13 protein-coding genes and 1 pseudogene are annotated in these 12,382 nt (G+C 62.1%); 6 read left to right on the top strand and 8 right to left on the bottom strand.

Going from position 1 to position 12,382, the window contains the following annotated elements; all coding sequences use genetic code 11:
* Nucleotides 1–58: 58 nt before the first annotated feature.
* Entirely contained in the window at nucleotides 59–445 is a 387-nt protein-coding gene (locus tag QK291_RS16425; protein ID WP_348994592.1) for a hypothetical protein, read from the top strand.
* Nucleotides 446–1,186: 741 nt separating this feature from the next.
* Here the strand turns inward: QK291_RS16425 and QK291_RS16430 are convergent.
* From QK291_RS16430 to QK291_RS16440, 3 genes are all read right to left on the bottom strand, one after another.
* Complete coding sequence (locus tag QK291_RS16430) at nucleotides 1,187–2,401, bottom strand: serine hydrolase domain-containing protein (protein WP_348994593.1); 1,215 nt, start codon at nucleotides 2,399–2,401, stop codon at nucleotides 1,187–1,189.
* A gap of 150 nt (nucleotides 2,402–2,551) precedes the next feature.
* Entirely contained in the window at nucleotides 2,552–2,674 is a 123-nt protein-coding gene (locus tag QK291_RS16435; protein ID WP_282383769.1) for a hypothetical protein, read from the bottom strand.
* Nucleotides 2,675–2,691: 17 nt separating this feature from the next.
* Entirely contained in the window at nucleotides 2,692–2,943 is a 252-nt protein-coding gene (locus QK291_RS16440; RefSeq protein WP_282383770.1) for a hypothetical protein, read from the bottom strand.
* A gap of 408 nt (nucleotides 2,944–3,351) precedes the next feature.
* On the opposite strand from QK291_RS16440, the gene QK291_RS16445 reads away from it, so the two are divergent.
* Entirely contained in the window at nucleotides 3,352–4,593 is a 1,242-nt protein-coding gene (locus QK291_RS16445; RefSeq protein ID WP_282383771.1) for an IS256 family transposase, read from the top strand.
* Between the two features lie 201 nt (nucleotides 4,594–4,794).
* Here QK291_RS16445 and QK291_RS16450 read toward each other — a convergent pair whose 3' ends face one another.
* From QK291_RS16450 to QK291_RS16465, 4 genes and pseudogenes are all read right to left on the bottom strand, one after another.
* Nucleotides 4,795–4,917 (bottom strand): hypothetical protein, encoded by a 123-nt coding sequence (locus QK291_RS16450; RefSeq protein ID WP_282383773.1) that lies wholly within the window; start codon nucleotides 4,915–4,917, stop codon nucleotides 4,795–4,797.
* Between the two features lie 260 nt (nucleotides 4,918–5,177).
* Entirely contained in the window at nucleotides 5,178–6,038 is an 861-nt protein-coding gene (locus tag QK291_RS16455; protein WP_282383774.1) for an SDR family NAD(P)-dependent oxidoreductase, read from the bottom strand.
* Between the two features lie 372 nt (nucleotides 6,039–6,410).
* Nucleotides 6,411–6,902, bottom strand: a complete 492-nt coding sequence (locus QK291_RS16460) for an IclR family transcriptional regulator C-terminal domain-containing protein (protein WP_282383785.1) — start codon at nucleotides 6,900–6,902, stop codon at nucleotides 6,411–6,413.
* 117 nt (nucleotides 6,903–7,019) lie between these two features.
* Nucleotides 7,020–7,208 (bottom strand): annotated as a pseudogene (locus QK291_RS16465) (helix-turn-helix domain-containing protein); the annotation flags it as partial.
* Nucleotides 7,209–7,352: 144 nt separating this feature from the next.
* On the opposite strand from QK291_RS16465, the gene QK291_RS16470 reads away from it, so the two are divergent.
* From QK291_RS16470 to QK291_RS16485, 4 genes are all read left to right on the top strand, one after another.
* Entirely contained in the window at nucleotides 7,353–8,372 is a 1,020-nt protein-coding gene (locus tag QK291_RS16470; protein WP_282383775.1) for a 2-dehydro-3-deoxygalactonokinase, read from the top strand.
* Between the two features lie 24 nt (nucleotides 8,373–8,396).
* On the top strand, nucleotides 8,397–9,047 hold the full coding sequence (locus QK291_RS16475; protein WP_282383776.1) for a 2-dehydro-3-deoxy-6-phosphogalactonate aldolase: 651 nt from the start codon (nucleotides 8,397–8,399) through the stop codon (nucleotides 9,045–9,047).
* Between the two features lie 234 nt (nucleotides 9,048–9,281).
* Complete coding sequence (locus QK291_RS16480) at nucleotides 9,282–9,959, top strand: RraA family protein (RefSeq protein WP_282383777.1); 678 nt, start codon at nucleotides 9,282–9,284, stop codon at nucleotides 9,957–9,959.
* A 72-nt stretch (nucleotides 9,960–10,031) separates the two neighbouring features.
* Entirely contained in the window at nucleotides 10,032–11,405 is a 1,374-nt protein-coding gene (locus tag QK291_RS16485; RefSeq protein WP_282383778.1) for an MFS transporter, read from the top strand.
* A gap of 626 nt (nucleotides 11,406–12,031) precedes the next feature.
* Here QK291_RS16485 and QK291_RS16490 read toward each other — a convergent pair.
* Nucleotides 12,032–12,268 (bottom strand): ATP-binding protein, encoded by a 237-nt coding sequence (locus QK291_RS16490; RefSeq protein WP_282383779.1) that lies wholly within the window; start codon nucleotides 12,266–12,268, stop codon nucleotides 12,032–12,034.
* Nucleotides 12,269–12,382: the final 114 nt, after the last annotated feature.

Genomic DNA, 12,382 nt, shown 5'->3' on the forward strand with positions numbered 1-12,382 from the left:
CCCGGCGCGCACCCGGCGACCTTTTGACGCTTATTCGTTCCGCCGAAGGAGAGATCGAATGTCTCGCATCATTTCGACCGGCTTGGCCAAGGCCGGTCTCCTGCTCGGCTACAAGGTCGCCCGCGATACAGGCAACAGGCAGGCGGGCGGCGCCATTTTGGCAGCCTGTGGTTTGGCCGCCTTCGCGGTGTGGAAAAACGACGCCGGCGTGGCCCGGGCTGCCGCCCTCACGGGCACGTATATTGCGGCCTTTGGCGCGTCCCAGCCCCTGGCGAAGGAGGTCGGCGCGTGGCCGGCAGTATTCACGGTCACCGGGGTCATGGCGCTGGCCTCGACGTTCTTTGGATCGACCCAGGTTTGCGGCCGGTCCAGCATTTCCGCTCTGATACCTGTTCATGCAGGAATGCGGGGGAACGGCATGACATGGCAACTGATCCGGCGCTGAACATGAGCTCGGTGAGTCTGGCCAGTGAGTAGGCGGGCCGGCTTCGAGGGCGGGTTATAGGAATTGGTAGGCTTTGCGGCTGCCAATGGCCTTCCTACCAGTAATAGGGCCAGCGGTTCTTCACGGGCGCCCGGGGTGGGGCGCCGGGGCCGCCGGAAGTTCGGTGTTACGGCGGCAGGGGATGCCCGAACAGGTACCGGAGCAGCAGCGTCAGGATTGGTGGGACTGCTCCAGAGGGCAAGTGGCCCATTAGGGTTTAGTCGCGGCGGCTCGGGCGTAATTTGTGCATGTCGCTCACGACGGGCGCGTCCCAGGTGATCACGAGCAAGGAGTTCTGCGTTGTGAAGGCCGGCGGCGGCCCGGCACTTTTTACGAGGTGCGGTGCTATTGGGAGTTTTGCTGGCGACGACAAGGGGACGTATTAGGATGATGTTGGCTGGGTAGGGTACGCGGTTTGCGTGGATCGCGCCTCAGATCGGAGAGCATCATGCTCAGGACCCCGTTGTGTAAGTTGAACATGCGCCACGATTGGCACCTGGAAATCACCGAGGACGGCGGGCGCTACAAGCGCTGCAGGCGTTGCCGTAAGGACGATGACCGGGGCGGTGGCGGAACCGGCGCGAGTGGCGCCTGGGCTGGGATTGCTGGGCTGGGATAGGTCCGCGTGCCGAGCGGTCTCTGGCCAGGGTTGCCGCGTTCATGATGGAAGGACCTCCACCCACGCCCGGCTCTGCAATCTGTTCAGTGGCAGAGGTAGTCGAGGGTTTCCTGGGCGGCCTGTTCCATCTGCGTACCGAGCAGGTCGATGCGGCGTGCGGTTGCAGGGTCCTGCCAAGGCAGCGGCGGAACTGCCATGGCCATCGTGACCTGGCTGCCGCCGTCGGCGCTCGTGATGGAGATACTGATGTTGCCGAAGCCGCCCCCTGGATGGCCGTAGCGGAAGTCGCCGGAACATGTGTCAGGAAACCGCATTAGACCGAGCCCGTATTCCGCGAAGCCGGTCTTCTTTTTCATTTCCTCCAGCATGGCGGGGGAAAGGAGCTGGCTGCGGAGGAGGGCCCGGTAGAAGGTGTTTATGTCCTGCGTGGTGGAGATGACGCCGCCTGCGGGGGATCCGACCCAGACCTCGGGCTGGGTGACATCGACCCGTTCTCTGCCATCCATGATGTAGGCGTGGATGTTGTCCGGAGCCCCGCGGTCCGGTTCGGCCAGCGACGTGTGCTGAAGTCCCAGAGGTGCAAAGATGTCTTGATTGAGCACGTCGGCGACGGGCCGTCCGCGCAGCTTTTCGATCAGCTGGCCAAGAGCCAGGTAATTGGAGCTCGAGTAAGCAAAGCGGTCCACATTCTTGGACTCCCAGGGGAGAGTGGCGGCCAGTTCGAGTCCTCGCTGCATGCTGAGCCGCGTGTTCGCAACCTGTTGCAGTGGTCCCGCCGTGTATTCGGAATCCACGTAATCGGGCATGCCGGAGTTGTGGTTCAGCAACTGGCGGACGGTGATCGGTCCGGGCGGCCGCAGCGTGGTCCGGAAACTCTCCAGGACGCCGTTCACCGGGTCATCAAGCCCAATGAGTCCCTGCTCGACGAGTTTCAGGACGGAGACGGCGACCATCGACTTGGTAATGCTGGCTACCGATACCCGGTCCTGGGGCTGGGTCGGGTCCTTGGTATCCAGGTTTCGCACCCCGTAGGCCTTGGACCATTCGCCGCCAGGCCATCTCAGCTGCACAACAAGGGCCGTCGCCCTGCCTTCCATGAAGTGCTGGACCCTGCGTTCCAGAGAATCCGTCGCTGCCTGCATCGCGGCGGCGCTCGGCGGAGCCGGCCCGGATGGCGCCGTTCCCGACGGAGCCCCCACGCAACCGCTCGCAACGATAACCAAAGCCACGGAGAAAGTTGCCGCACCGAGCGGACAAAATCGCGTCCGCCACCAAGCAGCCAAGGCACCCATGAACATCGTTTTACGCTCAAATGTGTCCACTGGATAGGCCGGGCTCGCAAAGTCCCTCCGCAGACTGCCACGGGTAATTGGTTTCAGCAGCGTTAGAGGTGGTGGAGTCAGACAGTAGCCAGCCGGACCGGATCTGAAGAGTTCCCGGAACCCCGCTTATGGGCGGATCACCCGTCCGGTCTTCGGATCAATGACCGGGATGCGCACGGCGCGGGCGACCGCATTCGGGTGTGGCTTCGGGATCAGACCCAGGCGTTCGCGTGCCGCGTCGGCGACCATGTCGTTCGTGTCCTCGATCAGCTCCAGCGCGTCTGCTCGTCCAGGGCGGGGTTCTTGGCGGCGTTCAGCCGGGACATGAAGTCATCCTGGTCGGCGGCGAGCTCGGTCAGCGTGGCCAGGGACGCGGACGGGTTAGCGGCAGCATATTCGCGGCACCATCCGGCATCCGAGTCGATGTCGCCACGGTCCCGGGGCAGGTTGATGAGCTCATGCAGCCGTTCGGGGGAGGTGGCGGGTTTCTGTGCTTCGTCACGCAATGGGGTAGTCATGGGCTTCATGTGTACGGCGGAGGCCGTAGGCTCCCGGCTTCGATGGCCGTTAAAACTGAGACCGTCGATTCATATCGCCGCAAGGCGGCGCGGCGTATATTGACGTGCACCGGCGCAGCGAAGCGCCCCTTACCCACAGGGAAGGCGCTGCATGCGCCTCTTACGGAAAGTCAGCTCTATAGCCCCAATCGCCATTGCTCTCTCACTTCTCACAGCACTGCCCGCCACGGCGGCGTCGCCCCCTCCGCCGAGCCTGGTCGGAGAGATACTCGACAGCACTCCGGCCCGGTTACGTCCATTAGCGTGGTGTAACCGGCCCTGATGGGCGTGTTTGCCAGATGCGAAGGCGGTCACCGCGTGATCCTTGGAAATGACAGTCCAATGTCTTTCCTGAAGGAGAACTCCGCGATGACCGCACCTTATTCTATCGATCCGACCCGTTTCCTGTCGGAGCAGCTCGAGCAGGCGTCCCCTGACCTGCTGCGCCAGATGCTCCAGACCTTCATCACAGCCCTGATGGGAGCCGAGGCCGACGCTCTCTGCGGCGCCGAATACGGCCAGGCGTCCACCGAGCGGGTGAACTCCCGCAACGGCTACCGCCACCGGGACTTCGACACCCGCGCCGGGAGCCTGGATGTCGCCATTCCCAAGCTGCGCCAGGGCACGTATTTCCCGGACTGGCTGCTGGAGCGCCGCCGCCGGGCCGAGGCCGCCCTGACCTCGGTGGCGGCGACCTGCTACCTGCTCGGGGTCTCCACCCGGCGGATGGAGAAACTCGTCGAATCCCTGGGCATCACCCGGCTCTCCAAGTCCCAGGTCTCGATCATGGCCCGGGACCTCGACGAGCAGGTCGAGGCGTTCCGCACCCGGCCCCTGGATGCCGGCCCGTACACGTTCGTCGCCGCCGACGCGCTGGTGTTGAAGGTCCGCGAGGGCGGGCGGGTCGCCAACGTCCACGCCCTTGTCGCGACCGGCGTGAACGCCGACGGGCACCGGGAGGTCCTGGGGATCCAGGCCACCTCGTTCGAGGACGGGGCCGGCTGGCTCGGCTTCTTCCGCGACCTCACCGCCCGCGGGCTGACCGGGGTGAAACTGGTGACCTCCGATGCACACGCCGGCCTCGTAGCGGCGATCGGGGCAACCCTGCCCGGCGCGTCCTGGCAGCGCTGCCGAACCCACTACGCGGCGAATCTGATGTCCCTCACACCCAAGACCTCCTGGCCCTGGGTGAAGACCCTGCTGCACAGTGTTTACGACCAGCCCGACGCGGACGCCGTGCACGCCCAGTTCGACCGCGTCCTGCACGCCCTGGAAGAGAAACTGCCCAGGGTCGCGGACCACCTCGAAACCGCCCGCGCCGACGTGCTCGCGTTCACGCCGTTCCCGAAGGGCCTCTGGCGGCAGGTGTGGTCCAACAACCCGCAGGAACGCCTGAACCGGGAGATCCGCCGCCGCACCGACGTCGTCGGGATCTTCCCCGACCGGAACTCGTCGATCCGACTCGTCGGCGCCGTTCTGGCCGAGCAACACGACGACCGGATCGAAGCCCGCCGCTACCTCGGCCTCGAGCTCATCCAACAGGCCCAAACCGTCGGCACCCCGGCAACCAAGGAGGCAACGACAACCCCAGAACTGGCGCTCAGCGCCTAAACAAACCAAGGATCACGCGGCAACCGCGATACACCACGCATTTGGACTTGACCGGGGTGGCTTGTGGAACGGCAGATTTGGCAGTCGTTGTCATATTGATGTTCGCTCCCATCAGCGGCGCCAACGCGGCAAGTCCCGGATGATTGTCGACACGTCCAAGAACCATCAAACCCGTCCACTGGCCTTTCCGGTCGCAAATGTTCAGCCGTCGGCGTTGTCGACCAGTTGTGTCCTGTAGACGTCGATTTTCGCGCTGACCCCGCGAAGGTATTCCTGGTCCTCGTCCAGATTGGCCTCCACGGCGGTGCGGTGGGCCTCCAGCATCCGGAGGCTGGACTCACTGGTGCTGGTTCCCTTCCGGACCCATTGCGGCGTACTCCCGGATTACGCCGATCGGCATTCCCGATTTGCGCAATTGCGCGATGAACCGGACGGCCGCGTCCTCGCTGGGGCCGTAGAGGCGCCGTCCGGACGCCGTCGGCGGAATGTCCAGGAGCTGTTGTCCTTCGTAGTAGCGCAGGGTGTGTGGACGCCGGTCAGCCCCGCGGCCTCGGCGATGGAGACCTCAGACGAGTCGTCCAGGGTCACAACCCGACCCATCCGGCGGTCATTGAAGTCACCCGGCTCCCGTCGAGGTCGCTGAGCTTGTTAGCGACAAACTCGCGGGCCCCTTCCGACGTCTGGATCCGGAATGCGGGACTGTTGTCCTGCAGGCTGGCGAGCACTGTCTGCGCCACCTCGTCCGGAGTTTGTGCGCTGTTGCCGGCGAACTGCGCCGTGGTCCGGGAAATGTAAGCGGAGAGGGCCGGGCCGTATGCGCCGGCGCTGGCGGCCATCGCTGTCGGGTCAATGTCGGCGTTGGCTACAAACTCGCTGGAGACCGCCCCTGGCTCGATGATGTAAACGCCGACCCCCACGGTTTTCGCCACCGGCTGCAGGCTCTCCAGGAAACCCTCGACGGCGAATTTGGCGGCACAGTAGGCCTCGTTGAAAGGCTGGCCCACTGCACCGCCCACGGAACTAATGGTAACGATCCTGCCGTGGCTGGCTCGCAGGTGGGGCAGCGCAGCCCGCGTCAGGGCGACCACGCCGAAGAAGTTGACCTCCATCGCCGACCGAAAGTCGTCCACGGTCAGCACTTCGAGCGTCCCGACAGTGGCGCTGCCGGCGTTGTTAACGACGGCGTCGAGTCGCCCGTAGCGATCCGTGCAGTAGGCGATCTCGCGGTCGATGGTCTGCTGGTCGGTGACGTCCAGTTCACGGATGTCCAATTCCACCCCCGCCTCGATGGCGGCGGACCTAAGTGCGTCGGACCGCGTGAGATTCCGCATCGTGGCGATGGTGGTCCAACCGGCGCCAGCGGCGGCGATGGCGGTGGCGAGGCCGATCCCGGACGAGGTTCCGGTAATCAGGACGGTGGGAGGGGCGGGCTGCTGGTTGGTCATGAGGTACCTATCGGTCTGAAAAGGGTTGTTAGGTCTTGGCGAAAATTCCTGCATTGATGATGCATTGTAGAGTGTGGTCGAAGTCAAACACTCTGCTCCAGACGACCAGCATTCACCGCCTAGATGGGCTCGAGCTCTACGGCCCCAGCAGGCGCCGAAGCGCTACCGATGTCCGACGGACAGCGCCCCGCGCTGACGCCCACAGCCTCATCGGACGCCGCTTCGCCCAACACGCCCTCGCCCCGGGCGGTCCCTTCGACACATCACATTTGAAAACGGAGAACCTCTATAGGCCGTTTCCCAGTGAATTAGAAAGCCACCGCGCAGTACAGACGGCGGACGCCGAACAAACGCAACAACCGATTACGCCGTTCAGGCAAGGAACCCAGCAGCTTCGGCGAAACCGAGCTTCTTTGAGATGGCAAGGGCGGCCTGTCGCATGACGGGCTGGAGAGCTTTCATCCGCTCCATCGGCATGTAGGGAGTGATCGCCGAGATGCTGATGGCCGCGACCACCTCACCGCTCCCATTACGAACGGGGGCTGCCACGCACCAGATGCCGGGTTCGTTTTCTTCCAGGTCCAGTGTTGAACCCTCCGCGGCATATGAGGTCATCCGTTCCAAAAAGAGTTTCCTACGTTCGGGAGGCGTCTCCTGCCCGTGTTCCCGGTCGAAGACCGCTTGCCATCTGTGGGGTTCGTCGAGGAGGAGTGCCTTCCCAATGCCAGTCTTGCTTAGCGGCATTCGGTAGCCGATGCGGGAGCGCATTTCCGCGCCCCGCGATCCGGAGATCTTGTCGACGTAGAGAACTTGCCCCCCTTCCTCGACTGCCAAGTGAATGGTGTCGAGGTACTTCTTCGACAATAGTTCCAGGACAGGTCGAGCAACCGCTGACGCCGGGCTCTGGTAGAGCGCCTGGAATCCAAGTTCGATGAGCGTTGGGCCCAAGACATAGGCGGCGCCATGCGTGCTGCGTATGTAGCCGTATTGTTCCAACAACTGAACGAATCGGTGGGCAGCGCTTCGGCCGATGCCGGTCGCCGAGCACACAGACTTCAGATCCGTCGCCCCGTTAGCTACCGCTCTCACTACGTCTAGCCCGCGCGATAGCGTCTGAGTTCCAGGAATGGCCTGCACTCGAGTCGCGGCCGCCTTTGATGGGTCATCCACTTGATCAACACACTCTTTCCATCTGGGGGACAATTAGTCTAGGTCCCATTATATGGGACGTTATTTAAATAATCGGGATTTAGAGGTCACTCTTATTGCACGAAGGGATCACCCCTTTCGTCGAATCAGCAGGAGCGAAGAGCAATGACGAAGCAAAGCGGTGCCCGATTGATCGCCTTGGACTGGGGCACGAGCTCCTGCCGAGCTTTCCTGTTGGGCAACGATGGAATCGTGCTTTCGGAACGACGTGGGAATTCCGGAGTAATGGATGTGTCCACGGCTGCGGATCTGGACGGACTCGCTTACGAGGAGGCCTTTGAAGAAGTTTTTGAGGCCCTATGCGGGGATTGGCTGACGGACCTGCCTGCCCTCCCCGTCATCGCTTGTGGGATGGTCGGCAGTAACCGCGGTTGGGTTCAGACACCATACCGCCTGCTTCCAGCTGATCTCACCGGCGACGGAATCGCGCTGACGGCCGTTCCCACAAGGCGTGGCGCTACTGTCCACATCATTTCCGGGCTGATGGACGATTCGAAGTTGCCAGACATTATTCGCGGCGAAGAGACACAGGTACTGGGGGCGATTGTTGGCGAACAAGCATCGGGTTCTGCCGATCTTGAGCATGAACGTGTCGTCCTACTACCGGGGACCCATTCCAAATGGGTCCGGATCAAGGGAAGCACCGTGACCAGTTTCACGACGTGTATGACCGGTGAACTCTTCTCGCTGCTCACGACCAAGAGCACATTAGCTCAGCCGTCTGCCCGATTAGAGGAAGCTGACTGGGATGCGTTCGTACTGGGACTTGACGTGGCCGGTGCTCCACCAGGGAACGGCGGCATTCTGACGACCGCTTTTTCAGCTCGCACCTTGGTCATGACCGGCAGGCTTCGCCCGAATCAGGTGGAGGACTACCTCTCCGGCCTATTAATCGGTTCAGAGATAGCCGACATCAAAGCATCCTGGCTCGCTGACATAACGGTCCAAATACTCCTATGCGGTGAGCCAGATCTTAACCAGAGGTACCGGATGGCCTTGGAAAGATTCGGGTTGTCCGTGACCCACGAAACCACCACATCCGCGGTAATAGGGATGTGGCGGACTGCCGTCTCCGCGAGTCTCCTCTCGGATGCCGGTTCTCCTGCCTCCCCAACATTCGTCTAGCCCCCCGAGTCGAGAGCCCGAAACATGACAACTATCAAAGAAACCACCAAACCAAGCACTGGCCTGATCGCCATTCTGAGGGGCCTACCCACAACCGATTCCCTGGAAGTGGGTCAATGCCTTTACGAGGCCGGCTTCCGCTCCTTGGAAGTACCCCTAAATTCTCCCAACCCGCTAGCCACGATAGGCACCCTGAGGAAAGGGCTTCCTGCGGACTGCCTGGTCGGCGCGGGAACGGTCCTCACGGTCGGCCAAGTCCGTCAGTGTCACGAAGCCGGCGCACAAATCATCGTCTCGCCCAATACTGATACCGCAGTAATCGCGGAAACTGTAAGGCTGGGAATGCGCAGCTACCCTGGGACCGCCACCCCCAGCGATGCATTCGCGGCCATCAGCGCTGGGGCACTGGACATCAAAATATTCCCTTCAGAACAAGTCGGTATCAACGGGCTGAAAGCCTGGGCCACAGTAGTCCCCAAAGAAATCGGGCTGATCCCCGTTGGCGGGATTGAAGTGTCCAATATGAACATCTGGATCGCGGCCGGCGCCACAGGATTCGGCATCGGCGCGTCACTGTACAAGCCTGGCATCACTATCCAGGACCTGCGAAAACGGGCCACCCTCCTGATCGAAGCCTGGAACTCAGCTCTCATCGCAGGCAAGAAAGCAGCCTGAGATTGCCCCGAATTATCCGCTACCCCGCCACTGCCTTAGTGTCCCCGGGGGGTACCGGTTCCGCACCCCGATACGCAGGCCGCACCAGTACGAACAGCTTGGCGGGCCCGACCGGACCTCAGATGCACATTCCGCTGTAGCTGATTCTGTGGCTGTCACCATGCCGTGGCTTAGTACAGATCTCGGAAACCGCTCCACCCTTCCTCTTCCACCCTCCAAGAATGAAAGCAAACGATGCCTAATATCACCCACCCCAGCCCAACCGTCGACGCCGACCTCGTCGCGAAGTTCACAGCGCTGGCGGACGTAATGTCGCTCTCCTGCGTCGTGTCGGACGCGCTGGACCGCGCAGGGACCATGCGTCACGACATGAAGCCAAAAGGCGCGGACAGGAAGATCATTGGCACCGCCGTCACGGTCAAGCTGGCCGCCGGAGACATTGTCGACTGCCTTGACGTATTCAATATCACCAAGCCTGGCGACGTGATTGTAATCGATGCGTTTGGCGAGACCGAGACCTCGATTTGGGGCGGCCTGATGTCAGGCCTGGCAAAGAACGCCGGTGTCGTCGGGGCAGTTATTGACGGTTCTTGCCGCGATACGGACGAAGCGAAGTTCCTCGATTTCCCGGTCACCGCCAAGGCATCCGGCCCCCGCCAAGCACATACCGCCATTAGTGGCCGACGCGAGCCGCTCCACATCAATGTCCCGATCACCTGTGGCGGCATCCTCGTCAATCCAGGCGATCTCGTCGTTGCCGACGAGATCGGTGTCGCCGTCGTCCCGCAGGCCGACATGGCCTCAGTTTACGAACGTGTCCGCACAATCGCTGACAACGAAGCTGCCATGCGCGAGCTCATCCTTGAAGGGAAGACCTTCGAAGACCTCCTGGCCAAGTTCGGCCGAATCTAGCCGCAGTCCGATCCGAGCGCCCGTTCGCGACCGGACGCTACCCGCCCGAATGAAAGAGCAAGGACGCATTTCATGCCTATCAACAACAAAACCAACCCGAAACTCCCCCTCCCCAAGCCTAAGGGACGGGTCCGCTGGGTAGTCCTCAGCCTGCTGATGCTACTAGCGCTAATCAACAACATTGACCGGCTCGCGCTGTCCGTCGCAGCGCCCGCCATGCAGGCTGAACTCGGTATCACCGCCACAGAAATTGGCCTCCTCGGCAGCGCCTTCGCGCTGTTTTACGCTCTCGGCCAATTCCCGTCCGGGTACCTGATCGACAAGTTTGGTCCCCGACTGCTTTTGGGTTGGGCAGTAGTGGCATGGTCCGCAGCCACGGCCGCCATGGGCCTCTTCAATAGCCTCGCGGGGTTCGCACTCGCCCGCGCCGGACTCGGCCTGGCAGAAGCACCGTCAATGCCGGCGACGAACAAGATCGTGGCACAGTGGTTCCCCAAACGGGAACAGTCTTTGGCCAACGCAGGATGGGATTCCGCGCTCAAAGCCGGACCCGCGTTCTTTACGGTACTCCTAGTATGGATCGTCACGGCGTTCGGGTGGCGCCTCCTATTCGTCATCGCCGGCATCGCCGGCCTGCTCTTCGCCATCCTCTTCTTCCTGAGTTACCGGAACCCCGAGTCGGCAAAGTCCCTGACCAAAGAGGAACTCGACTACATCCAGCAAGACACCGACACGAGCGTCGCCGCCACGGGCGTGAAAATCCCCTGGGGACGAGTGTTCACCCGCACCAGCATGTGGGGCATGATGCTCGGCTACTTCTGCAACCTCTTCGCCTACCAGATCTTCCTAATCTTCATTCCGCTGTTCATCATCAATCAATTCGGCATCCCGTTCGCCTCGCTCGGCTGGATCGTGAGCATTCCGTGGATCGGAGCGATCATTGGTGACCTCGCTAGCGGCTGGATCTCTGGCCGTATCAGCGACCGTCCGGGCTGGACCACGAAGCGGGCCAAGAAGGTCATGATTGTCACCTCCCTCGCCCTGCAGGCCATCATGCTCGCGCTCATCCCGATCAACGTACTCTTCTCACCAGCGGAGGGCCTGCCGATCGCGATAACATTCATGGCCGTCGCTCTGGGCTTCAACGGTGCGGTCATCGCCCATGCCTGGTCGATGACCACTGAGATCACCGCCCCCGCGACCGTCGCGACCGTCGGGTCCGTACAAAACTTCGGGGGATTCATGGGCGCCACGGTCTCACCGCTCATCGCGGGCCTCATCGTTGATGCGACCGGCTCGTTCAACATCGTTTTCTTCATCGCTGCCTTCATCGCTCTACTCGGCGCTGTTCTTTACCACACCATGGTCCGCAAGCCGATCATCTCCGTGGAGGAGCTAGCCGCCATCAACACCGTCCACAACGAGAGGCAAACTGCGGACGTCTGAGGATCCCCGCAGGGCCGTCCCACGAGCCTCAACGGACCCGTGGGCTAGAGCCGCACTTCGACCAAACCCCCTCAAAGCAGGGGTACGCGCAACTCGGGTCCTCCGGCTTGAGCCGAGCGTACCCGTCCAAGAATTGGGAGAGACAGGTTGATTCAGCCCCTAACCCGATGGACTGCCAAGCGACGGAGGGCTACTAACTGGAGCGGCGGGACACAACCATTGACCGCTGGACGAAGAGCCAAATGAATGCGTGCTGTACATCAACTGCTTACCGCCCTGCGCGAGTTCTAACGAATACTGGGAACAAGGGGATGGTCACACTCGATATCTCTGAGGGGCATATTTTGGACGCGTACTTCACGAGATAGAGCCAATTACACGAAGGTGTTGAAAATCCCCTTGGGATTGAACTGCTCCCCGGGAGTCTGGACTGAGAAATTCAGTTCAGACTCTTGGGGAGCAGTTTTGCGCACAAGTGTCAATGGCCAATAGTTTGTGCCCACGGGCGGCCAGCAGAAATGCCCGCTGGAATTCAAGTGGTGGCCATGAAAACTGCCCGGTCATGGCCACGAGATCTGCCCACCGGGTTTTCGGTGGCGTTGGCCATGTTGGGGTGTGGGTTTAGTTCATTGGGGTGACTCCTTTTCCGGCCAGGGCCGGCTGAGGCGAATCGATTCTCCTGAGGTCTGGCAGACGTGCGCGTGGTGCAGCAGCCGGTCCACCGTCGCCGGGGCGAGGGTTTTGGGCATGAGTTCGTCAAAGCCGGCCGGATGCAGGTTGGAGGAAACCGCGATGGAGCGCTTTTCGTAGGCGGCGTCGACGAGGCGATAGAGGCCCTCGGCCGCGTCGGTGCCTACCGGCAAGAGTCCTATGTCATCGACCTATGCGGATGTCCGCATAGATCGACCTATGCCGAGCCCGTGACTATGCCGAGGTGTCCGCCAGGTGGGGCTGGTGTGCGGGGTCCGGGCCGGTCG

Source organism: Arthrobacter sp. AL12 (assembly GCF_029960645.1).
Lineage (GTDB): Bacteria > Actinomycetota > Actinomycetes > Actinomycetales > Micrococcaceae > Arthrobacter.